At 48.8% G+C, this 22,402-nt stretch carries 19 protein-coding genes and 3 pseudogenes; 16 read left to right on the top strand and 6 right to left on the bottom strand.

Features of this window, described 5'->3' with window-relative positions:
- Positions 1-555 (bottom strand): IS6-like element IS26 family transposase (locus OGW13_RS11880; protein WP_032259227.1); only part of this gene is annotated, 555 nt, incomplete at its 3' end.
- Between the two features lie 62 nt (positions 556-617).
- Here OGW13_RS11880 and OGW13_RS11875 point away from each other — a divergent pair.
- The 4 genes and pseudogenes from OGW13_RS11875 to OGW13_RS11860 form a co-directional block, all read left to right on the top strand.
- Positions 618-3,401, top strand: a pseudogene (locus tag OGW13_RS11875) (Tn3 family transposase); the annotation flags it as partial.
- A gap of 153 nt (positions 3,402-3,554) precedes the next feature.
- Entirely contained in the window at positions 3,555-4,043 is a 489-nt protein-coding gene (locus OGW13_RS11870; protein ID WP_287116158.1) for a DUF2829 domain-containing protein, read from the top strand.
- Positions 4,040-4,393, top strand: a pseudogene (locus OGW13_RS11865) (Gp49 family protein); the annotation flags it as partial. The gene OGW13_RS11870 and the pseudogene OGW13_RS11865, both read left to right, overlap by 4 nt.
- Complete coding sequence (locus OGW13_RS11860; protein ID WP_353622479.1) at positions 4,389-4,640, top strand: GrxA family glutaredoxin; 252 nt, start codon at positions 4,389-4,391, stop codon at positions 4,638-4,640. The pseudogene OGW13_RS11865 and the gene OGW13_RS11860, both read left to right, overlap by 5 nt.
- A gap of 29 nt (positions 4,641-4,669) precedes the next feature.
- On the opposite strand, the gene OGW13_RS11855 is transcribed toward OGW13_RS11860, so the two are convergent.
- Positions 4,670-6,013 (bottom strand): HEPN/Toprim-associated domain-containing protein, encoded by a 1,344-nt coding sequence (locus tag OGW13_RS11855; protein ID WP_287116156.1) that lies wholly within the window; start codon positions 6,011-6,013, stop codon positions 4,670-4,672.
- A 173-nt stretch (positions 6,014-6,186) separates the two neighbouring features.
- Here OGW13_RS11855 and OGW13_RS11850 point away from each other — a divergent pair, with 173 nt between their 5' ends.
- A complete protein-coding gene (locus OGW13_RS11850) occupies positions 6,187-7,317 on the top strand; it encodes a tyrosine-type recombinase/integrase (protein WP_071886811.1) in 1,131 nt (376 codons plus the stop codon).
- Here OGW13_RS11850 and OGW13_RS11845 read toward each other — a convergent pair.
- Positions 7,286-7,666 carry a hypothetical protein gene (locus OGW13_RS11845; protein ID WP_057057112.1) on the bottom strand — a complete coding sequence of 127 codons (381 nt, stop codon included), beginning with the start codon at positions 7,664-7,666 and terminating at the stop codon, positions 7,286-7,288. The genes OGW13_RS11850 and OGW13_RS11845 overlap by 32 nt on opposite strands.
- Positions 7,667-7,927: 261 nt before the next feature.
- Here OGW13_RS11845 and OGW13_RS11840 point away from each other — a divergent pair, with 261 nt between their 5' ends.
- The 6 genes and pseudogenes from OGW13_RS11840 to OGW13_RS11820 all read left to right on the top strand — a co-directional run bounded on the left by OGW13_RS11840 (position 7,928) and on the right by OGW13_RS11820 (position 16,037).
- A complete protein-coding gene (locus OGW13_RS11840) occupies positions 7,928-8,140 on the top strand; it encodes a hypothetical protein (protein WP_057057113.1) in 213 nt (70 codons plus the stop codon).
- 51 nt (positions 8,141-8,191) lie between these two features.
- Complete coding sequence (locus OGW13_RS11835; RefSeq protein WP_353622478.1) at positions 8,192-10,561, top strand: cobaltochelatase CobT-related protein; 2,370 nt, start codon at positions 8,192-8,194, stop codon at positions 10,559-10,561.
- Between the two features lie 97 nt (positions 10,562-10,658).
- Positions 10,659-11,882 (top strand): AAA family ATPase, encoded by a 1,224-nt coding sequence (locus OGW13_RS11830; protein ID WP_287116155.1) that lies wholly within the window; start codon positions 10,659-10,661, stop codon positions 11,880-11,882.
- A gap of 175 nt (positions 11,883-12,057) precedes the next feature.
- A complete protein-coding gene (gene dnaE / locus OGW13_RS11825) occupies positions 12,058-14,415 on the top strand; it encodes a DNA polymerase III subunit alpha (RefSeq protein WP_502874026.1) in 2,358 nt (785 codons plus the stop codon).
- Between the two features lie 99 nt (positions 14,416-14,514).
- Positions 14,515-15,657 (top strand): annotated as a pseudogene (locus OGW13_RS25865) (helix-hairpin-helix domain-containing protein); the annotation flags it as partial.
- On the top strand, positions 15,654-16,037 hold the full coding sequence (locus OGW13_RS11820; protein ID WP_072931884.1) for a hypothetical protein: 384 nt from the start codon (positions 15,654-15,656) through the stop codon (positions 16,035-16,037). The pseudogene OGW13_RS25865 and the gene OGW13_RS11820, both read left to right, overlap by 4 nt.
- Before the next feature lie 27 nt (positions 16,038-16,064).
- On the opposite strand, the gene OGW13_RS11815 is transcribed toward OGW13_RS11820, so the two are convergent.
- The 3 genes from OGW13_RS11815 to OGW13_RS11805 are packed head-to-tail and all read right to left on the bottom strand — an operon-like array spanning position 16,065 to position 18,242.
- Positions 16,065-16,865 carry a PD-(D/E)XK nuclease domain-containing protein gene (locus OGW13_RS11815; protein ID WP_079205299.1) on the bottom strand — a complete coding sequence of 267 codons (801 nt, stop codon included), beginning with the start codon at positions 16,863-16,865 and terminating at the stop codon, positions 16,065-16,067.
- Positions 16,866-16,902: 37 nt separating this feature from the next.
- Positions 16,903-17,676, bottom strand: coding sequence for a hypothetical protein (locus tag OGW13_RS11810; protein WP_072931883.1), 774 nt, complete (start codon positions 17,674-17,676; stop codon positions 16,903-16,905).
- Positions 17,673-18,242 (bottom strand): Pycsar system effector family protein, encoded by a 570-nt coding sequence (locus OGW13_RS11805; RefSeq protein WP_072931880.1) that lies wholly within the window; start codon positions 18,240-18,242, stop codon positions 17,673-17,675. The genes OGW13_RS11810 and OGW13_RS11805 overlap by 4 nt, the downstream gene beginning before the upstream one ends.
- 212 nt (positions 18,243-18,454) lie before the next feature.
- Between OGW13_RS11805 and OGW13_RS11800 the strand changes: the two genes are divergently transcribed.
- The 5 genes from OGW13_RS11800 to OGW13_RS11780 all read left to right on the top strand — a co-directional run bounded on the left by OGW13_RS11800 (position 18,455) and on the right by OGW13_RS11780 (position 22,365).
- Positions 18,455-18,883 carry a hypothetical protein gene (locus OGW13_RS11800; RefSeq protein WP_287116154.1) on the top strand — a complete coding sequence of 143 codons (429 nt, stop codon included), beginning with the start codon at positions 18,455-18,457 and terminating at the stop codon, positions 18,881-18,883.
- A gap of 121 nt (positions 18,884-19,004) precedes the next feature.
- Positions 19,005-20,012, top strand: a complete 1,008-nt coding sequence (locus tag OGW13_RS11795; RefSeq protein WP_072931876.1) for a T4-gp32 family ssDNA-binding protein — start codon at positions 19,005-19,007, stop codon at positions 20,010-20,012.
- A gap of 60 nt (positions 20,013-20,072) precedes the next feature.
- A complete protein-coding gene (locus OGW13_RS11790; protein WP_072931874.1) occupies positions 20,073-21,023 on the top strand; it encodes a 5'-3' exonuclease H3TH domain-containing protein in 951 nt (316 codons plus the stop codon).
- Positions 21,020-21,280 carry a hypothetical protein gene (locus tag OGW13_RS11785; RefSeq protein ID WP_057057123.1) on the top strand — a complete coding sequence of 87 codons (261 nt, stop codon included), beginning with the start codon at positions 21,020-21,022 and terminating at the stop codon, positions 21,278-21,280. The genes OGW13_RS11790 and OGW13_RS11785 overlap by 4 nt, the downstream gene beginning before the upstream one ends.
- Positions 21,281-21,285: 5 nt before the next feature.
- A complete protein-coding gene (locus OGW13_RS11780; RefSeq protein ID WP_072931872.1) occupies positions 21,286-22,365 on the top strand; it encodes a recombinase RecA in 1,080 nt (359 codons plus the stop codon).
- The last annotated feature ends 37 nt before the right edge of the window (positions 22,366-22,402 follow it).

Raw genomic sequence — 22,402 nt, 5'->3', positions numbered from 1 at the left:
GGCGCCGATTATCCGTTTCAGTTTGCCATGATCGCATTCAATCACGTTGTTCCGGTACTTAATCTGTCGGTGTTCAACGTCAGACGGGCACCGGCCTTCGCGTTTGAGCAGAGCAAGCGCGCGACCATAGGCGGGCGCTTTATCCGTGTTGATGAATCGCGGGATCTGCCACTTCTTCACGTTGTTGAGGATTTTACCCAGAAACCGGTATGCAGCTTTGCTGTTACGACGGGAGGAGAGATAAAAATCGACAGTGCGGCCCCGGCTGTCGACGGCCCGGTACAGATACGCCCAGCGGCCATTGACCTTCACGTAGGTTTCATCCATGTGCCACGGGCAAAGATCGGAAGGGTTACGCCAGTACCAGCGCAGCCGTTTTTCCATTTCAGGCGCATAACGCTGAACCCAGCGGTAAATCGTGGAGTGATCGACATTCACTCCGCGTTCAGCCAGCATCTCCTGCAGCTCACGGTAACTGATGCCGTATTTGCAGTACCAGCGTACGGCCCACAGAATGATGTCACGCTGAAAATGCCGGCCTTTGAATGGGTTCATGTGCAGCTCCATCAGCAAAAGGGGATGATAAGTTTATCACCACCGACTATTTGCAACAGTGCCTTCAGCAATTTGTCGCGGTGCAGCTTAATATTCGCCGTCCGGAAGTCCTTACCCGCTACGCAGAACGGGTTACCACCCTCAGAGAGCATACTGCGCTGATTAAGGAATATTACGGTTACCATGAATTTGGCGATTTCCCCTGGTCTTTCCGCCTGAAGCGCCTGCTGTACACCCGCGCATGGCTCAGTAATGAGCGTCCCGGCCTTATGTTTGATTTTGCCACCGCGTGGCTGCTTCAGAATAAGGTCCTGCTGCCCGGAGCAACCACACTTGTACGTCTCGTCAGTGAAATACGCGAACGGGCAAATCAGCGGCTGTGGAAGAAACTGGCCGCGTTGCCGGACAGCTGGCAGACCGCCCGCGTGACGGAGCTTCTGGACATTCCTGAGGGGCAGCGTACTTCACCGCTGGAGCAACTGAAAAAGGGACCGGTCACCGTCAGCGGCCCGGCATTTACCGAAGCGCTGGAGCGATATATCCGGCTGCGAAACCTGGAATTTTCCCGACTGAATTTTACCGGTCTGCCTGCTATACAACTGCGTAATTTGGCCCGTTACGCAGGCATGGCGTCGGTAAAATATATCGCGCGAATGCCACAGCAGAGAAAACTGGCCGTACTCACAGCATTCGTTAAAGCGCAGGAGACTGCGGCGCTGGATGAGGCCGTTGATGTGCTCGATATGCTGATACTGGATATCACTCGTGCGGCGAAGAAAACGGGGCAGAAAAAACGGCTCAGGACGCTTAAAGATCTTGATCGTGCTGCGCTAATATTGGCGCGGGCATGTTCATTGTTGCTGGATGAACAGGCTGACGATGCTGAACTGAGGGAGACCATATTCAACAGCATACCGAAAAGCAGGCTGGCAGAATCCGTCAGCAAGGTAAATGAGCTGGCCCGGCCTCAGAACAACAATTTCCATGACGAAATGGTGGAGCAGTACGGGCGGGTAAAGCGCTTTCTTCCGGCGGTATTGCGCGACCTGCATTTCCAGGCAGCGCCAGCCGGAGAACATACGTTGTCCGCCATTCATTATCTGACCGAACTGAACGGCTCGAAAAAGCGCATCCTGGACAATGCGCCTGAACATATTATTACCGGCCCCTGGAAACGCCTGGTATACGATGCGGAGGGCCGGATACAGCGTGCCGGTTACTCGCTTTGTCTGCTGGAGCGCCTTCAGGATGCACTACGTCGAAGGGACATCTGGCTCGAAAACAGCGATCGCTGGGGAAATCCCCGCGAGAAGCTGTTGCAGGGGGAAGAATGGCAGGCTCAGCGGGTCCCCGTTTGCCGGGCGCTGGGACATCCCACTGATGGACATAAAGGCGTGCAACAGTTGGCGGTCCAGCTAGATGAAACCTGGAAAACCGTCGCATCCCGCTTTGAAGGAAATGCGGAGGTTCATATTTGCCATGACGGTAAACATCCTTCCCTGACTATCAGCAGCCTGGAGAAACTGGAGGAGCCACCATCGTTGCATCGTCTCAACAGTCGGGTAAGGCTGCTACTCCCGCCAGTAGATTTGACGGAACTGTTGCTTGAAATAGATGCCAGAACGGGATTTACACGTGAGTTTACGCATGTCAGTGAATCCGGGGCCCGGGCACAGGATCTGCACATCAGCCTGTGCGCGGTCCTGATGGCAGAGGCCTGCAATATCGGGCTGGAACCGCTGATAAAGCACAATATACCGGCGCTGACGCGCCACCGGCTTAGCTGGGTAAAACAGAATTACCTCCGGGCAGAAACGCTGGTCAGCGCCAATGCCCGCCTGGTTGATTTTCAGTCCACACTGGAGCTTGCTGGCCGCTGGGGTGGTGGCGAAGTGGCTTCAGCTGATGGCATGCGCTTTGTCACGCCGGTGAAAACCGTCAATTCAGGACCTAACAGAAAATATTTTGGTTCCGGACGTGGCATCACCTGGTACAACTTCGTCTCTGATCAGTACTCTGGATTCCACGGCATCGTTGTCCCCGGCACATTACGAGATTCCATTTTTGTGCTGGAAGGCCTTCTGGAGCAGCAGACAGGGCTGAATCCGGTTGAGATCATGACAGACACAGCCGGTACCAGCGACATTATTTTTGGCCTCTTCTGGCTGCTGGGATACCAGTTTTCCCCCCGGCTTGCCGATGCCGGTGAAGCGGTATTCTGGCGAGTGGATAAATCGGCAAATTACGGTGCACTGGACGAACTGGCACGTGGTTGTGCCGATCTGTCGAAAGCCGAGGATCAGTGGGATGAGATGATGCGAACCGCCGGTTCGCTGAAACTGGGCACCATTCATGCTTCAGAACTCATTCGCTCTTTGCTGAAAAGCTCGCGCCCATCAGGGCTGGCACAGGCGATCATGGAAGTGGGGCGCGTCAACAAGACGCTGTACCTTCTTAATTATATTGATGATGAGGATTATCGTCGGCGGATCCTGACGCAGCTAAACCGGGGGGAAGGCCGCCATGCTGTGGCGAGGGCGATCTGCTACGGGCAGCGCGGTGAGATCAGAAAGCGCTATCGTGAAGGTCAGGAAGATCAGCTGGGGGCACTGGGCCTGGTCACTAACGCAGTGGTACTGTGGAACACACTTTATATGCAGGAAGCCCTGAGCTGGATACGCAGTAATGGAGAAGAAATCGGGGTTGAAGATATCGCCCGGTTGTCCCCACTGATGCACGGGCATATCAATATGCTGGGGCATTATACGTTTACGCTACCGGAGGATATTTTGAAGGGGGAACTGAGAGAACTAAATTTCAATTTAAACAATGAATTAACTTCTTAGCGTACGTTTTCGTTCCATTGGCCCTCAAACCCCGTTTCTGGCTCGATTTACAAGCCAAGAATAATAGGTAGTGACCTACCAAATATTATTGGCTATTCTGGTCACGAATTTATTAGGCAATGGACGCCTACATACTCACGAAGGGAATCAAAAATGTCAGAAGTTAAACTGCCAGAGTACCAAAGCATCAAGGTGGTTGGCGCCGCAAAAATCGCTTCAATCACCGGCACTGCAATCGGCCTGGGTCTCCACAAAAGCATCGTAGAGATTGAAGTTGGCCGCGCCTGGGTTGCTCGCCACCAACCAGAAGTCGGTGGCTACTTTGTTCGCTATGAAGACGGCTATGAGTCGTATTCACCGGCAGAAGCGTTTGAGAAAGGTTATCTGGCGCTCGCAGACGCAGGTTTCGCTGCTTCATTTGGCGTCTCGTTTGGTATCGCCATCGAGCTGCTTAAAGAGGGTGATCGTGTGGCTCGCAAGGGCTGGAACGGTAAAGGGATGTGGCTTGAGCTGCAACGCCCGGACGCTGACAGTGACATGACGCTCCCATACATCTATATGCGTACTGCAGACGGGCAGAACGTACCGTGGCTGGCCAGCCAAACCGATATGCTCAGTGAAGATTGGGTGATCGTGAAATGACAGACGCAGAACTGGAACAGCAGCTGCTCGACAAAGGACTAACCGCACCGCGCGTTACCCTGGAGCACATCGAGTGCCTGATTGCTGAAGAACATTATTTCTCAGCTTACGACGGCATTCGATCAGCTAACCAGGGCGTCGATACAGCTTGGTGGGCTAATACGGCCGCCGACCGTCATACGTTTTGCTATTTGCTACTGACAAACGGTTACACTGTCACGGGCGAGAATGCGTGTGTTAGCAAAGAAAACTTTGATCCTGAGTTGAGCCGCCAGCTGGCGCGCCGCAACGCTATTGCAAAAATTTGGCCACTTGAGGTCTACCTTTTAAAACAAACATTGAGTGATGAACAGAATGGTAAAAGTGAAAATTTATGGCAAAGAACAGTGCGCCTACTGCAAAAACGCAAAGGAGCTGGCCGAACAACTACAGAGCCAGGGCAAGCTGACGTTTGAATACATCGACATCCAGGTCGCCGGGATCGGTGCACCAGAGCTGAGTGAACTTGTTGGCCAGCCGGTAAGACAAGTGCCCCAGATCTTCGTTGATGACAAGCCGGTGGGCGGCTACATTCAGTTTTCAGCGAATATGTTCTAAGACAAGGTTCCTTTCGGAGCCTATTCTAATTATACCTCGGGGTAGATTGCTTCAAGCTGTTTATGTCTTATAGATACAGCGATTTTAGAACAAGTTGCTATCATCTCATCTAATACCTTGGATATTTTAGAAAAATCATATCCTTCAAACTCCTGACTATTTTCTCTTAATGCCATAAATTTTTTGGTGTAATAGTCTTTGTTTTCAAGAGAGCCTTGATAATTCTTCAATTCTTTTTTGTAATTTGTCCATCTAATTATTGCAGGTTCGTAATCAGTCAAAGTCAAATCAAGATAACATTCGATAGCAACTGCCCTGCCATTTACATCTTCATTAGTAATACCATGAGGCCCATGAGCAGGAAAAGCGCAAAAGTCATCCAGGTCTGGAAGGTGCATACAGGACATATTATCTGGTAAGTTTAATGATTGTATTTTATTAAAAGCCTCAATCCCTTCACAATCATTATCCAAAACAAAGACGATAAGATTTTGCACATCTATTTTAACTAGCCCATCAGCGAACTTTAGAAGATTTCCTGTGCCTGGGAATGGATGTCCTGATTTCATGTCGATAAACTTGAAATAATCTTTTATGTCTGGCCGCAACAATTCCAGTGCTTTTTCAAGTATATTCGAATCAGAACTACCTTCAGTTGCTATGAGGAATGTACTAAGCCTAGAAGCCCCTGCTACAACATCATTTAGATTTGCCCATCCATTAGAAACGAGTGCGCCATAATCCCATTCGACAAATTCATTTCTGTTTGATTCATTTTCTGCTAAAACTCTTAGAACAGAATACGGATGCAGGATATTTATAAGATTTCCGAATCCATTTTTTTCGGACCAGGCAGATTCAAACTCGTTTTGATAGAAGGGAATCCTTTTTAATACATTTTCATCTGTAAAACGCCCCCTAACTCTAGACTTGTTTTCGTTGCGGTCAACTAAGTTAACATATTCCCCATCAAGTTCTGAAAGGTTATGCAATTTAATAAATGAAACAAACTCATCGAAAGACATTAATTCTTGATGTGCATTTGTACTATCATGTGCATAGCTTATGTAACCATCTCGGTCACTAATATATTTTTTCACCATCAAATCATATTCTGCTCTCGCCGTCCCTAGTGTATACCCTAAAAGCTCAAGCCTTCTCAATACATCCCCTAAAGGTCTTCGTAATACGGTTCGAAATAAAATATGTTCAGGGTCGTTGAGTAGTTCTTCCCCCTCTTCCAACTCTTCCGAATCGAGTGGCCTGATATAGTGGTCTTTGCTTTGAAAAAGCTCACCATGATCAATGCCTAAAGAGTTCTTGCTCCACGTAACATCCACTCCTGACACTGATAACGAAATTACCGTTCCCACAAGAACTCTCCTATACTGGAAATCACTAAACCGAGACATTTTACTTGAGTGTACAAGGTTGCCCATTTGGGTTCCAGATTTCAAAAAATCGCAAGTGAATGATTCCATACTTATATAGTATGGAATCATTGTAAAATCCGAGCTATGCTGACCCTAAAAAAGAGGTTTCGCATATGCGCAGTGATTTTGATTTGGCTAAGGCAGCAGAGAACTGTTCCGCAGAGACGATCGCGTTTTTGCAGACCGTCATCGAGTCGCCGCTTGACCAGCTGGAAGATTTCAGTGATTCCGACCCGGCATTCAGGAAAGCATTCATGCTTTTCACTCGGCTATCTTTGTTAGTGACTCGCCGCCGACCCGAGCTTGGCGTCCACTGTATTTTGATACATGTTTTGCCTAAAATTGGCGATCTTCCTCTGTCCAAAATCACAAAAGTGGTCGTTAACCGGCTGACTAACCCGCTGATCATGGAAGGCAAAATTGTTCAGGGAAAACGTGTCTTTTCCATAATGAAGCAATTCCTAGCCTGGTGCGTGTTTCAGGGGTATCTGGAGAACTCACCAGTTGGCGACATTCCACTGAACAAAGTTGGTGGCTCAAACCCTAAGCCCAGGGAGCGCACTCTAACCGACGCTGAAATCTGGGTGTTCTGGCATGTATGGGATTACTTCGAAGTCTGCGAGGTGACGCGCTGGGCTGCCAGATTGACGCTTGCTGCTGCTCGACGCCCTGACGAGATACTACGTGCAAAATCCGCTGAGTTTGACCTCACCAATAACATATGGAACCAGGGTCGTCGCAACAAGTCGAATCGAGACCACCGGTTGCCCATCAGCCCGATTATGAAACTCTGTATCGAACGGCTGCTTGCCGCGGGCGAGGGGAGCGAATGGCTATGCCCATCTAATAAGAAAGCGGGCCGACCGATGTCTAAGGTGGCCATCAGCCAATCTCTACGCCGAATCCTTGAAACACCTGAAATGCTTGCGCTTGAGCCTTTCACTCCGCGTGACCTCCGCAGGACTGCAAGAAGCTGCCTGGCAAGCTTGGATGTACCGAGTGACGTATCAAGAAAGGTTTTAAATCAAAGCCTTGAAGGCATAGATCGTGTATACGATAGGCACGACTATATAGATCAAATGCAAGAAGCACTGTACAAATACTCAGTATTTTTGTTTAATATAGTCGAAAGCGAGGGGGTGGAGGATTTGAGCCACAAATACAAAGGCGACCGCCTGGATCTCTCAAACAGTCGCCTTGGGCTTGGTGTCGTTAATTTTCGATTGCGGCAAGTATCTTCTTGAGCTTTTCATCTGAAAGAGTGCCGGATGCTTTTGTTTTGTCTCTTAAGGCATTGATTATCTGGCGCTCTTCGTCACTTAGACCAGGGAGGTTTTTCTTTATGAATTGGTGGATGACCGGGTATCGTTCTTCCAGCACCAGCATCATAAAGCGGGTCTCATCTGTGCTAAGAGCTTCAGCGAGAAGGGATACTTTTTCCAATGGCATCGGCAGTCGGCCGGTTTTGATATTGGAAAGGTTGTTTGCGTTTTCGTAGCCAATCTCAGATGCGATCTGAGTCTGGGACTTTGGGGAGGTCAAAATTAGCCCCTCAATAAACGCTGAAATGCGGTTACCTTTTTTAGCGACCATAATATATTTTTTTCCTGCTTACTTATGCGAAATAATTCTTAATAGAGAGGTGTCATTTGCACCATTGCCCTGAGTGTATTACCGGCTAGAAAGTAAGTAAAGGGTTATCCCTGCATAACGATAAGTAACCCACTAACTATTCAGAATACGTCCATATCTCAAGGCGTAATGAGAATTATTTTTGATATAAAACCTTTGATTTTTGTTACATACCGTATAAGATGCCGCCTCATTAAATAAGAACTGTCTCAAAGGTTGTTTATGGATGATCTAATCGCCTCCTTGAAGGCACTTGGCGTAGGTATGATTATCGCCGTTCCTTACCATTTAGTTTCTGACATTATCCTTCGCTGCAACGGTATTGACATTGACTGCGGAGACGACGCCGTCGCATGTTTTCACATCAGCATTGCGCAAATGAAGTACACCCTTGCCTGCACTGGCGAAACCAATCTGGTCACACGTTTTCTTTAATTCTCTTTAGCCTTTCTTAAAATCCAAACCTTGTTACTAGCCTGCGCGTTAATGGTCTCATTCATTGCGCGCAATGTTATTATCAACACTCAGAAAACAAATTGTTTTCATAAACAAGAAATGGAAAAGCACATGAAAAACAAACAAAAAATTAGAAAAGAGGTTCAGATATTTCGCGAAAGTGTTCGCAAGGTTGTTGTCATGCTCTCCGGTAAAGACATTCCTGTGGCAGAACGTGGAAGCCGCGCATACGTCGAATACAACAAAGATGGGACGCCTTGCATGGTGAACCTACCTTCTCTGCCAGATGATGCCACTGATGGCCTCATGAACGCGATCCGTGGCTTCCTTGACCATGAAGTCGCCCACCTCCTTTTCACCGACTCGAAGCTAGCATTTAAGCTACTCGAAAAGAAAGACAGCCCAGCTTTTCACCTCTGGAACGCTGTTGAAGACACCTTCATTGAACGACGCATGGGTGAGGTTTTTTCTGGCTCTAAACGCAACCTTGTCAACACGCAACGGCATGTAATTGAAAAACTTTTCGTTCCGAAAGTGGATGATGCACTAAAGGCTTTATCACGTAACCCGCGGGATCTCTTTCTAAAGTTCCTGTTAATGCCAGCTTTACGTGCCTGGGCGGGACAAACGCCTTTTATTGAGTTCATGGAGCCGTATTGGGCTTATGTTCGCGATCCTGTATCAAAACTAAGTAAAGGTGGTGTGCCGGCTGCTGTGCCAATGTTGATGAGCACCGAAGATTGCATCAAGCTGGCAGGCCGCATTTCACTGGCTTTAAAGGAAGAAATGGAGAAACCAGAAGGTGAATCTGGACATGGTGATTCGGAGGAAAATGATTCGCCTGATCATGTAGGTAGTGAACAACCTACTAAATCAAATGATGAATCTGTTAGTGATAAGCCTGGCAGTGATGATGAGACGCAGGAAGAAGAAGAGCCTGCTCCTGTAAATAATAGTAATGAAGATAATATAAAAGATAAGGAAGAAGGCTCTGAATCAGATACTGACTCCAGCAACGCTAATGACTCCCAGCCTAAAGATGGTGACGCTCACGAGGATGACGCCCCAGCTACATCAGGTGATGGTGATGGTGATGGTAAACCAGAAGGTGAAGAGGAATCTGATCAGTCTGAAGGGTTTGGTGGATTTGAGGGCGAGTCGGACGACAATGAACCAGATAATGAGCAGCCTGAAAGTGGTTCGGGCGGTGCAGACGATACTGATTCAGCGGCCAACTCAAATGACCAACAAAGCACACCAGGTGATCTAGAAAGTGATGGTCGTCAGGAAGCCACCCAGGGCGATCTAAACGAAGAAGATGGCGGTACTGGTGAAATTCCATTGGACGCAGCGTTTAAGGCGCTGGAAGGCACTGAGGTGGCTCCAGAGCAAGGCATGGAGGAAGCGCTCAACGAGGTAATGGCCAACGAGCTGAAAGGTGTGCCAAAAGGCTCATATCGCCCATATCAACGCTCCTACGACTTTATTGGCCCGATTGATGAAGTTGAGAACCATCTCCGCAAAACTCATAAAGCTTTTGGCCGCATCCATCTTAACCGTGGTTTAAAGAACTGGCGTATCGACGACGAAGGCACCAGTTTATTTGCCTCGAATGTCGAGCGTCGTCTCGCTGATGGATCGGCTTCAACACTGGCTAAAGACCTTGAACGTGCCATTGCGAGCCGTAACAAAGTCCAGTTCGTACCTGGTCAACGTCGTGGAAAAGTGCATAGCGCTAATTTGTACCGACTGTCTATGAACGATGACCGCGTATTCCGTCGCAAGGAAGACCATAAGGCAGTAAACGCTTGTGTGCAGCAGGTTATCGACTTGTCTGGCTCGATGCAGGGTTCGAAAATTTGTCTCGCACTGGCCTGCGCCTACACAATTTCTGACGCGCTCGATCGCATAAATGTTCCGAACATCATTACCGGGTTTACAACTGCAGGCTGTGACATCGATGCAGCAAGGAAGATGGGTCGCGGCTACAACCGCTATGAATCATTGATGCTCCCCACTATCAAGGGTTGGCACGAACGAGCAAACACGCCCACCACACGCAAACGCTTAGGCTGCTTGTCAGAGAGATTCCCCCTTGAAGACAACATTGATGGTGAATCAATTATGGCTTTAGCTCAGCACTTTGCTGGCCGCACTGAGGATAAAAAAATCATGCTTGTCATGAGTGACGGTGCGCCAGCTGGCATCGGCCATGATTTCAGCGACCATCTGAAAGCTGTGGCGGAGTCAATCGAAGGCAGTGGTCTTATCGAATTGATGGGCATCGGCATTCTCACGGATGCTCCCAGCCGGTTCTACAAGAACAACGTTGAGGTTAAAAAAGTGGAAGACCTTGGCGCCACCGTCGTGAGGAAATTGTCTCAATTGATACTTGGCTAAGTCATGCCGATGAAGATAAGTAGGCAGCTACTTATCTTTTTATCTTAAAATAATTACTATAAGCACCAGATAAACAAAAACGAGAAAGGAAAAGCACATGAGCGCCGTCCAAGTCCAAGACACCCCAGCGAAGGAAACCATCACCTGCCATTGGTGTTCTTGCGAGTTCCACCACCTTAAATCGCATCTTCAGAGCAAATGCACCGGCATTCCTGATGAGCACAAGAATAGCGCGGTAGAAGACATCATCGCGGCGTACACATCTCAGTTCCCCGATGCGCCAACGATTTCACCCCTGGCCATCAAGACAATTCAGGCTCGCAAGCAGGAAATGCAAGCAGCTGAGACAAAAGCACCGACCGTTAAGGTTGGGTACATCGGCACTGAGGAATACAAGGTCGAGATGGTGGCCGCGCACGAACTGCTTGGCGTCGATCTGAAAAACCTGTCCACCGCACTGAACCAGCCGCTCAAGGTGTCGGTGAACGTAAACACGCCATTCCCAGAGTTCGTTCCGGTGGCCAAAGACAATTACGTATACGGTGACTTTGAGCTTATCAAAGATGTCCTGATGATGATGGAGCTGGGCATTCCAGGCTATCTGTGGGGTCACGCAGGCACTGGCAAAACCTCTCTCCCAACCCAGCTTTGCGCTTTGATGAATCGACCGGTCATCCGCTCTCAGCACACCGCTTCGACGGAAGAAGCGCATATCTCCGGGCAGATTCTGGCACGAGACGGTTCAACTTATTTCGAGCCTGGCTTATTGGCTCTGGCAATGCGTCACGGCTGGGTATATCTGGCAGATGAATACGACTTCGCATTCCCTCAGATTTTGGGCATCTACCAGCCAGTGCTGGAGGGTGAAGGGCTTGTCATCAAAGAAGCAACCCCAGAGTGGCGCCGCGTAGCACCTCATAAACGCTTTGCATTCATCGCCACCGGCAACACCAACGGATCTGGAGACGAAACAGGACTGTACCAGGGCACAAACCTGCAGAACGCCGCCAACTTCTCACGTTTTGGGATTGTCTCGAAAGTTCATTACATGAGCCAGCGCGCCGAAACCAACATGCTGATCAAAGCAGGCGCTACAGATGATTTCGCTCAGAAGCTGGTGCGCTTCGCAACTCTTATTCGTGAAGGCTACGAAACCAGCGTGATCTCACAACCAATTGGGCCGCGCGAGCTGCTGCTGTCTCTTCAGGTTGGTATTCGCCGCGGTGACATTCCAGCTGGTCTGCAACGCGCATTCATCAACAAACTCCCTTCAGCGTCTGCCCAGGCAGCGCGCGAGATTGCGGATCGCATTTTCGTATGAGCAAAGGCTGCTTTGGTTCACTGATAGCAGCCTCTGAAACTAATCCCGTTTGCATGGCATGTTCCAGCAAGCGGGATTGCTTCGTTAAGGCACAAGAGACCGCTATCAAGATTTACGGGAAGTTCGCTGGCTTCCCAAACGACAAAATAAAAAAAGACAAGTAAGGCAAAAGCACATGAAAGCATTAATGGTACGAACTGACTTCTCCCTGGGTGAGTCGTCTTTGAAGGCAGAGCGCGCCGTAGAGAAAGCCCGCGAAATGGGTTACTCGTCGGTGATCTCCGCTGACAGCATGAATCTGGCATCCGTAATCCCCTTGCAGATGGCGGCTGGTGACGATGTTGCGGTCATTTGTGGTGTGAAGCTGAATCTGGTTGACGATCCTACATACGAGCACCGCGCTCGACTCGCGAAGGAGTCTAAAGGATGTATGGAATCATTAACGCGCGCGCGTAACTACAGCTTCACGGCGCTAATCAAGAACGAGCAGGGCTATGTCGATCTCTGCGAACTGATGACGCTGGCAAACACACGCGAGCAGTTTTATCACGTTCCCCGTCTTGAGCTGGCGCAGCTGCTGGCTACGTTCGCCAAAGGCAACATCATCCTGCTGACCTCGGACATGGGAAGCGTATTCCAGCGCCCGGACTTCGCGAAGATTATCGCCCAGCTGGTTCACGCTGGCGGCCGTGAGAACTTTTACTGCGCCGTTTATCCGATTGCCACCCCACTCTATGACCAGCTGAATAGCAAAGCGCTCAAGGTGGCCAGTGCTCTTAAGATTGAGCCGGTGGCGTTCTACCCTGCTTACTACGAGGCACCCACTGACGCTGACATCAAAGACATCGCGCATATGGTGCTGAACAACATCAAAATCGACCAGCTGCACCGTATGCGAATCCCGTATCAACGTGACAATGGCGTTAATGATCGCCGCCACTTACTCCAGCTATTGAAGGAGTTTGCGGTGCGGATGGGTGTCAACGTCACGCCAGCAATGGTCTCAACAACTCAGGACGCGATCATTGATGCGTGTACATGGCGCTGGCACCCGCTGGAACCCGCTTTACCAACCATGGCAGATGATGAGCCAGCCACATTGCGTAAACTCGCTGTAGAGGGGCTGAGGAAGCGCCTTAGCACCAAAGAGTTCGGCTATGCACCACCAGCCACAATGCACCGTGATTATGTTGAGCGCCTGAAGTACGAACTTGATGTTTTAACTCGCCTTGGCTTCTGTGGCTACTTCCTTATGGTTCACGACCTGATGAATTACGCTCGCGGCGCCGGGATTCCTGTTGGGCCTGGCCGCGGTTCATCCGCTGGCTCTCTTGTCGCCTGGTGCGTGGGAATCACAAACGTAGACCCTATTCGCCATGGATTGCTGTTCGAACGTTTCATTAACCCTGAACGTCTCGACTTGCCCGATGCTGATCTGGACTTTAGCCAGGCACGTCGCCACGAGGTCATTGAGTACCTGGGTGAGCGTTACGGGGAGGATTACGTCGCTGGTATTCCCAACTTCACATACCTCGGTGCAGCTTCAGCACTGCGCGACACCGCACGTATATTTGGCGTGGATTCAGCTGATATGGCGGTATCGAAAGACCTGCGCTTTGTCGATGACGATTCATTGTCACTCGAAGAGATGCGCGAAGAGCTTTCCAGCCTGGACAAATACGCAGCCAAATACCCGGACGCTTTTAATGCGGCCACCAAACTGCAAAGCCTCATGCGCGGATTCGGCCGTCACGCAGCTGGCATGATCGTAGCCGGTGTGAAACTGACAGAGCGCACACCGGTTGAGCGACGCGGGGATGCGCGTGTAATCGCTTTTGACAAGCGTTACTGCGAATCCATGGGATTGATTAAGTTGGACGTGCTCGGCCTCGCTACGCTCGATCTGCTGGCTTATGCGCAGCAATACGTGAAAGAAGCCACGGGCAGCGTGATTGATCTCGATGCAATTCCACTAACTGACAAAAAGGTTCTTGATGGCTTTGCCGGTGGCCACACTCAGGGCGTGTTCCAGCTTGAATCAGGTTCGATGCGTAAGCTGCTAAAGGATCTGGGCGGCGGCATTGATCCGATGAGCTTTGAAACAGTTGTCGCCACGACAGCATTATTCCGACCTGGCCCGATCGAATCTGGAATGTTGGACAGCTACGTTTCGGTGGCCAAAGGCTTCAAAGAGGCTGATTCCATCCACCAGGTGCTCGATGAGCTGACCTCTGAGACCAATGGGGTAATTCTCTATCAGGAACAAACCATGAAGGCCACGCAGCTGCTGGCCGGCTTCACGCTCGCGGAAGCTGATGGCGTCCGTAAAGCGATCGGTAAAAAAGACATGGAGAAGATGAAGAAGGTCGGTAGCCAGTTTATCGAGCAAGCCCAGGCTGGCTGGATAGAGGTGAAGCTAGAAGACGGAACCACTCGCCAGTTCCACCGCGCGGAGCACTTCAAATGTGCCGATGGCAAGCTGCGAACCATCGAAGAAGCAATGCACGATGGCGCCGACGTTCTGGGCATCTAACCGTTTAACGCAGCTTGGATGCCGTATCTGAGCTGCGAAAATTAATACATGGATTGTGATTAAGAGGCACCAATGAAAGTTTTAGAGACGATTTCCACGAAGCCCGGACTAAGTGATAGCAAAGCAAAAGAGATCTGGGAAGCGTTTGAGAAAAACGGGGCGTACCAGTTCAACAAATCTCACTCAGTGGCTTACTCGCTGATTAGCTATCAGTCGATGTTCATGAAAACGCACTACCCTGCCCAATTCTTCGCAGCAGCGCTGACTATTTTGGGCGATGACAAGCATCAGGGGCTGGTTAAAGACGCGCTGAGCTTTGGCATTCGCATCTTGCCACCAGATGTAAACATTTCGACCAACCGCATTGAGATCCGTCAGATGGAAGATGGTACGCAAGTGCTGTATGCGCCCTTCTCAGCTGTTAAAGGATGCTCAGAGAATGGATGCCAGGCGATCATGCGCGCCCGGGCGAAAGTGGGAGGCCATTTCACCGACATCATGCAGTTTGAAGAGGCGGTTGAGAAGCGCGCCTGCAACAGCCGTGTTCGTGATTCTCTCGATCGTGTCGGTGCATTCGCCAGCATCATTCCCGGTAGCGTACCCGCAACTTCCGAAGAGCGTCGCCGTGACCAGGCGGAGCTGATGGGTAATCTGGTGATCGATGCGGTAAAAGCGACACGCCAGTTTGAAATGAACCCGAAACGCCAGGCTGAAGTAAACGTGCTGATGACCAATATGGCCGCTGAAATGGGGCTGGGTGATGAGCTTATTCGTCCGAGCATCGGCATCAAGCCGCGTCTGATGATCATCCTCGACAACGCCAACGGTAACGATGGCAAAACCGGTTACTTCATGGAGAACGGTTACGACGACTTCAAGGCGAAGTTGCTGGTTGCCGGTGATCTGAAGATGGGCGATCTGTACGTGACCGGCGTCTGCAAGAAGGTGAAGGACAAGGAAAAGGACTACACCAAAGACGAGTTAGGCCAGTTTAACGAGTTCATCAAAGCAGAAGTGGCTTTGGTGCGACCAACGTACATCCTTACGTGCGGTGCTAAGTCCACCAGCCTGTTTAACAACAAGTCGAAGCCATCAGATCTTGTTGGCCGCAAGGAGTATCTGTCGGAGCTAGATGTCACGGTTTTTTATGGCTTCAACCCTAACATCCTCCACTTCCGCCCGGAAGAAGGCGAAAAGCTGGAGCAGATCCTCGTTGACGTTGCGGAGGCAGTTAACTCATGAGTTCAAGCACTGAATTATCACCAGAGATGATCGAGAAAGCGCGTGAAGCTATCAACCGCTCTAACTTCTGGGAGTTTATCGACCGCACCATGACACTTGAGCTGGCCGTGGCCAGCGCCAAATACGATGGCGAACGCGTCCCTAATCGTTTACGCAAGGCAGCCAAAGCAATGCTCAAAGTCGCTTACGATCCTCTTATGCGTCGATTCGTTGACAGCATCGGTAATTCTGGCAAGGCATTAGAAAAGCTGGACGAGTTGAAAGCGTACCGCGACAGCCTGGTAACAAAGGTGGCTAATGAGTTTACTGAGGCTGAGAAGTTTGGCAACGTTGCCGAGTACCGCCGTCAAAGAGCTGCGAGAATGATACAAGCAGTGTAAGCAAAAGGCGCTGTATAGCGCCTTTAATTATTTAACTCTTAGGAACGTTGTACTCAATACATTTTTATAATTATCTAAGTCGTTTTGTATCCCTATTTCATTTACTATTAATCCTGCAGGGTCATATACAAGGCAAATTAAATGCCCACAATCTGGATGTTTTGTATACTTCAGAATATCCTCTATTAACTGTTTTCCAATCTCTTTATCATTTAGACCCACCCTCGTCATTTTGCATTCGATTACAATTTTTTCTTTATGTAAAACAAAATCGATGCGGGCATTCCGATTAAATGTTGAAGAAACGCCATCCTCACTTCTAATATCATCAAATTCAATTTTTAGAAGAGCATGGAGTAGGTCTTGCACATCATATTCATCATTCATCAACAATGGTGGTCTTGAAGCATATCTGTTTTTCATAACATCCACGACCAGACCGAATCGCCTACATATATTTATGGCTTTTGAAAGCGAGTCAACATTAGCAGAACCAAACAGTTTGCCTCTATATTTATTATAATCAGATGTTATTTTATTGATTAATCCAATGGTGTTTTTTATTATATCATCGCGAACGACATTATAGTCCAGGGCTCTATCGTAAGATTTCATATCGGTTTTTTTAATAACCACTGAGATCTCCTTCCACTCACTAACAAAATCATGATCTGAAGGATATAAAGCCCTTATAGCCACCTCAATTTCATCAAAGGTCCTTTGAGTAACACGGCTTCCAAAACAAATATCTTCTTTATTTTTAATGATATTCTTTCGAGAAATCAACTCATTTATTGCCCGCACTTTGGCTTCAGAACTCAGTTCCATTATAACCTCTAAAAATAGGGGCTTCCGCCCCTTTTATTTATCCGACGTTGATCCGATAACCTTGAACGCCACCTCTGCCTATATCACTTGGTACAAATGACAACCTGCCGCCTTTTGAGGAAGGCCAGGCTGCTCTCAAATTGCTATCAATAAGAATAACATTGTTGCCACCTGAAAGTTTAGTTGCTCTGAACACGCATTCCCCATATGCTTTAGCATGTCTAGCTCCTTCAATTCCAGAAAGGCTTACCAGCGCCTTGCTAAGTGCCAATCCAATACCAATCTTCAAGGGCGGAAGGTCGTATCTATTTTCTAAGGCAGTGTTTACAATATCTAAAGTATTATTTAAGCAATCTTTAGCCGCATTGTGAGCATCGTAAATGTACTGATCCGGTTTTTCTTCTTCTTTTTTGAAAAAACCAAGCACACCATCACCTAAATATTCAGTGACACCACCTTTATATATATTTATTGTTTTTTCAAGAGCAGGCAACAGAGCAGATGTTTCATAAAAAACACGCTGTATTCCCTCAAGCCTAATCGAATTACTGGCAGTAAGCATGTGATCTGTAGAATTGCGCATGTCGGCAACAATAGCTATGAAATCGTCTACTATCGTCTCGCCTTCCATAACTATTTCATGCCCAGGTATTTGACTTGGGGCAGAGTCCATAGCACTCTTATTGAAGGCTTCGGTGCCGACTCTACTCTCTGCTATTAATTTATATCCACCATTACCCCAATGGTATTCAGCTTGATTTAGAGACCTATCAACTAAGTTAGCGATTATTGCCCGCTGATCATTATTCATGCCTGAACTCCAAAATTGAAGTAATATACAGTAGATAGAAACATACCTAAAGTAAGCCATCCCAAAGTCAAGTTAGTGCATACATTGACACGAAGATTTTTAACATTACGAATTAAAGATACTTTCATCTTTTCACTAGCTAGTTCTTCAAGTAATTTCTGTTCATCTTGAGGTAAAGCTGATAGATAAGTTTGAACATCTTGAGTTGCTCTAACATCACTGATGCTAAAGAAATCCTTCTTCCCTATGAGAGGCATGCCCCCCATATAAAAAGTATCAGCTGGAACTATGCCGATCATATGTTTTTTTATATCAGTTATTGGCGACAAACTTTTGAACAAAACAAATACCGAGGCAAGCCACAAGAGTGCTGTAATTACTGAAACAAATCCCAAGTGGTATGGAGAAGTCCAAAGCTTTGCCACCGCTTTGGAAAGACCTTCAACTGAAGTCAAAGGAAGGAAGATAACGACAAACAAGAAGCCAATCTTGACATCTGTTGCACGAATAGTGGCTTGGGTATCATTAATCGATTGATAAAGAAACTCTATCTGTTTTTCTTTCATTTTTTTTACTTAGCGCCATCCGTATTGACAAGTTAAATTTATTGAGAAAAATCCCATAGATTTAACAACTTTTTCTGACTCGAGACAACACCTTATGTTTCGTACCTAAAGTCAAAGCAACACTGATCGGCAAATCTCCAACAAATTATTAAATGCAGATCAATTATGGTAAATTTTTCAAACCATAAAATAGCTAATGAGCTACCTTAAATATGAACAATATTCTTGACCAAATTATCATCGACCTTGAGTTTAATCGCGACGACCTTGAGGCAGTCTGGCAACGACAACCAGTGCTGCTTATGCAGTACGGTGCAAGACTGGCGCAGGCTGAAAGACATGTGGCTGATGCTAAGCGCGGTCTCGATGCGGTTGAGGCCAAACTTTATGACACTCACCGTAAAGACTTGAGTATGAACGGCATCAAGTTTAACGAGTCAATCCTCGATGCCAAGGTAAAGACCAGCGTCAGCTACCTATCTCATCGACAAAAGCTGGATGATGCTCGCTACCTGGCTGACATGTACAAACATGCTGTTGCAGCCTTCAACCACCGAAAAGACATGATCGTGCAGGCATCTAAGCTCGCCATTATTGAAATCGAACGCATGGGTGCCGAACGTTTTAATCGTCCCTCTTGATACCCTGTTTTTATATCTGGATTATAGCTAGTTAACTAGCTATTATGCGCTTGCTCGTTAGCGAGTCACGACTGCCCAAAGTGCAATGCACCCTCGGCCAAAAACAATAATGGAGAAACACATGTCATCAGCATTAATGAACCTTCTCAGCAAAGCTCGCGGCGACATCGCAGCTAAGCGTGGTAACAACGTCGATATGGCTCGCCTGAAGGATGGCGATAACTACCTGCGTCTGTTCCCAAACAAAGACGATCCTGACGGCGTCTTCTATCAAACGTGGGGTATGCACTTCGTTAAGTACCAGAACGACGAAGGCAAAGAAGCAACCACCGCCTACGTGTGTGATCAGCACACCCATGGTCGTGCTTGCCAGCTGTGCGAAATGGTGATGGAAGGTAAAGCTCGTCACAAAGGAAACAAAGCAATGGAAGACCGCATTCAGGCAATGCGCGCCACTCCACGCTATCTGGTTAACGGCGTACTTTCTGCTCGTGAAGATTTCGCTGATGCGAAAGAAACCCAGCTGATTGAACTGCCAGCAACCGTGTTCGATGACATTCTGAAAGTTATCGGCGAAGACCTTTCCGATGAAATTGGTAACCCGCTGAGCAAAACTGAAGGCTATGCGTTCTGCATTACCCGTACCGGTTCTGGTCGCGACACCAAATACAGCGTCTCTCCTAAGCGCAAAGTCTTCAAAGGCAACATCGAAGACAAGTTCTGGAACAAGCAGCATGACCTGATTGCTTTCGCAAACCAGGCTGACGAAACCAAATTGCTGGCTACCACGCGTCACATGAGCCGTCAGATTGGAATCGCTGCACCTTCTGCGATTGCCGCTGTTAAATCAACAACCACCTCAGCAGCAGCACTGCCAGGTTTCGGCTCCATCACCGGCCACGACGACGCCCCAGCGACTACTCACGGTGCAGCAGCTGTTGCGCGTGAGGAGACCCCGGCGCCATCGTCCATCGTTGATGAAGAAGTTGCTCGTGCGGTTGAAGCTGAGTTCGTGCCAGAAGCTGAAAAAGTTGCTGAGCCAGTGGCGGCAACAACGCCAGCGGCAGAAGCACCTGCAGCAGCAGATCCGGCACTGGATTCACTTCTGGCTGAGCTGGAAGGTCTGTAATCGTCGAATAGACGGAAAGTAGGCGTCTTCGGACGCCTTACTTTTTGGAAGGAGCATACCTTGAACTACTTATTCGTCGATGGTAACAGCCTCGGCTACTACCACCAGCAGCAGAAAGAGAAACTTCACAACGGTGAAATGGAAGTGCAGGCGATTTTCGGCTTCGTCAAAAACGTTCGTCGTTACGCCTCCATCCTTCGCGCGCGGCCAATTGTCTTTTGGGATGGATTCAGCGATCGCCGCCGTTCATTTTACCCAGAGTACAAAGCCAACCGAGACGACAACCCAGAAATGCTGAAGATGAAAGAAGGCTTTTCCAAGCAAAAGCCTTACATCGTCAACATGATGAAAGTGCTGGGCGTAAACCAGTTCACGGCCAAAGATGGCGAAGCTGATGATCTGGCCGGCATGTTCGTTGAGAAGTTAGTTGATTCACCTGCAGTCGAGCACATCTATCTGCTCACTGGCGATCAGGACTGGCTTCAGCTGGTTAGTGAAAAGGTTACATGGGTGACAGTACGAGCCGATGCCCAGCATAAACAGATCAACTTCGAACAGTTTTCGGAGCTTACTGGCTATGCAACTCCCCGCGGCTTTCTCGAAGGCAAAGCACTCCAGGGCGACAAGTCCGACAATATTGCTGCTGTAGGTGGCATTGGTGACGGTGGCGCCAAGGAGATCATTGCGGAGTACGGCAGCGTTGTAACGATGGTGCGGGGCATTATGGACGGCAGCATTGTCATCGACAAAGGTCGCCATAAAACAGCATTTAACAACTTGGCCAAGAACGCTTTCAACGAGAAAACCAAATGTCGGATGCTCGAAGCCTTCAAGCGCAACATGTCACTGATGAACCTCATCAAAACTCAATTCCCACCGACTGTAATCGAGCCAGTAAAAGCTGAGCGCGACCAGAAAGCATTTGAGCAAATGTGCCTGGAGCTTAACTTCCGGTCGTTCCTTGAAGATATGGACGTGTTCAAGCTGCCATTCGAAAGGTACTGCGCATGATCCGCTCTTTGTTCACCGGACACCCATCAACCTACACCGCGCTGGCCAAAGAGGTCGTTTTCCTTCATGGGGAAAGCGCAGTGACCTGTCTGCCAACAATTCTGTCACGCGCCGGGATGAGCGTTACCAAACGCGAGCTGGGGCAGGTTTCAGATCAGGTTGTGAAAATGCTGTCACGCGTAAAGAAAAACCTTAATTGCGACTCGATTGAGTGGAACGAGGCGAAAGCCGCAGAACGTATAAAACCACAAGGATAAAACACATGGCTAAATCAAAACTCGCTCAGGCGCTGAATAAAGCGATGGGCAAAAATGACACTATCCAGAAAGTCGAGCAGTGGCTCGATACCGGATATGCTCCGCTGAATCGCGCCATTTCTGGCCGCTACGATGGAGGTATGCCAGCTGGTCGCATCGTTGAGATCTTCGGTCCACCTTCTGCCGGCAAAACGTTTCTCGCCACCAGAGCGATGATTGCTGCTCAGCGTATGGGTGGCGTTGCAGCCTTCTTTGACCACGAAAACAGCTTTGATGTTGGCCTAGCGGTGGGCATGGGATTAGATGCTGACGAAGATGAAGGCTTTTGGGTGTACAAACAGCCAAACACCTTCGAGGACTCAGTGGAAAACATCGGCATCCTGCTTAACACCATCCGTAGCAACGAGCTGATCCCCAAAGATGCGCCGATCGTCATCGTGACCGACTCACTGGCATCAATGGTGCCGCGCTCGAAAGCAGAGAAGTTCACCAAGATGGCTGAAGGTACTGCGAAGGATAAAGACGAGCTGAACATGAACGACAACACGGCTCTGGCGCGCGCAACTTCAGCGAACTTCCCTACCCTTGCCCAATGGTGCCGCCAGTACAACTGTCTTCTGATCGTGCTGAACCAGGTGCGTACCAAGATTGGGGTGATGTTTGGCGATCCGACCACTTCACCCGGTGGTGATTCACCGAAGTTCTACGCTTCTGTGCGCATCCGTTTGGGTGCAAGCCAGCTGAAGGATGGCAAAGAGAAGATCGGCCAGTGCGTAGGTGCTGAAGTCGTTAAAAACAAAGTGGCGCCGCCATTCGAGAAATGCAGCTGGAATTTCTATTACGACACTAACCGCGGCCTCGATGTGGTGGAGTCACTGGTTGAGCATATGCTTGAAGAAGGCTTGCTACCAAAGAACTCTTCTGGCCGCGTTGAGATTGGCGATAAGAAATACACCAAATCTCAGATCGTCGATATGTACCGCCAAAAGCCGATGGAAGAAATCGTTGCGGCGCTGGCCAAGATCGACAGCGATAAGCGCGCCAAAGTCGAGGCCGCGAAAGAGACCGCTGAAGTAGAGTCATAAGGCTAACAAATAGCCATTTAATCGAGGGGAGCTAACG

Origin of the sequence: Citrobacter sp. Ca225 (assembly GCF_030337175.1) — a bacterium.
GTDB classification, from domain to species: Bacteria; Pseudomonadota; Gammaproteobacteria; order Enterobacterales; family Enterobacteriaceae; genus Citrobacter_A; species Citrobacter_A amalonaticus.
The sequence above is the reverse complement of the archived record's forward strand: the minus strand, read 5'-3'. Positions and strand labels throughout refer to the sequence as shown.

Bases quoted from the DNA above. Each gene is read 5' to 3' on its own strand.
- OGW13_RS11870 (WP_287116158.1), top strand. From the start codon at position 3,555: ATGTCAGAAGTTAAACTGCCAGAGTACCAAAGCATCAAGGTGGTTGGC.
- OGW13_RS11860 (WP_353622479.1), top strand. From the start codon at position 4,389: ATGAACAGAATGGTAAAAGTGAAAATTTATGGCAAAGAACAGTGCGCC.
- OGW13_RS11850 (WP_071886811.1), top strand. From the start codon at position 6,187: ATGCGCAGTGATTTTGATTTGGCTAAGGCAGCAGAGAACTGTTCCGCA.
- OGW13_RS11845 (WP_057057112.1), bottom strand. From the start codon at position 7,666: ATGGTCGCTAAAAAAGGTAACCGCATTTCAGCGTTTATTGAGGGGCTA.
- OGW13_RS11840 (WP_057057113.1), top strand. From the start codon at position 7,928: ATGGATGATCTAATCGCCTCCTTGAAGGCACTTGGCGTAGGTATGATT.
- OGW13_RS11835 (WP_353622478.1), top strand. From the start codon at position 8,192: ATGGTCTCATTCATTGCGCGCAATGTTATTATCAACACTCAGAAAACA.
- OGW13_RS11830 (WP_287116155.1), top strand. From the start codon at position 10,659: ATGAGCGCCGTCCAAGTCCAAGACACCCCAGCGAAGGAAACCATCACC.
- dnaE (WP_502874026.1), top strand. From the start codon at position 12,058: ATGAAAGCATTAATGGTACGAACTGACTTCTCCCTGGGTGAGTCGTCT.
- OGW13_RS11820 (WP_072931884.1), top strand. From the start codon at position 15,654: ATGAGTTCAAGCACTGAATTATCACCAGAGATGATCGAGAAAGCGCGT.
- OGW13_RS11815 (WP_079205299.1), bottom strand. From the start codon at position 16,865: ATGGAACTGAGTTCTGAAGCCAAAGTGCGGGCAATAAATGAGTTGATT.
- OGW13_RS11810 (WP_072931883.1), bottom strand. From the start codon at position 17,676: ATGAATAATGATCAGCGGGCAATAATCGCTAACTTAGTTGATAGGTCT.
- OGW13_RS11805 (WP_072931880.1), bottom strand. From the start codon at position 18,242: ATGAAAGAAAAACAGATAGAGTTTCTTTATCAATCGATTAATGATACC.
- OGW13_RS11800 (WP_287116154.1), top strand. From the start codon at position 18,455: ATGAACAATATTCTTGACCAAATTATCATCGACCTTGAGTTTAATCGC.
- OGW13_RS11795 (WP_072931876.1), top strand. From the start codon at position 19,005: ATGTCATCAGCATTAATGAACCTTCTCAGCAAAGCTCGCGGCGACATC.
- OGW13_RS11785 (WP_057057123.1), top strand. From the start codon at position 21,020: ATGATCCGCTCTTTGTTCACCGGACACCCATCAACCTACACCGCGCTG.
- OGW13_RS11780 (WP_072931872.1), top strand. From the start codon at position 21,286: ATGGCTAAATCAAAACTCGCTCAGGCGCTGAATAAAGCGATGGGCAAA.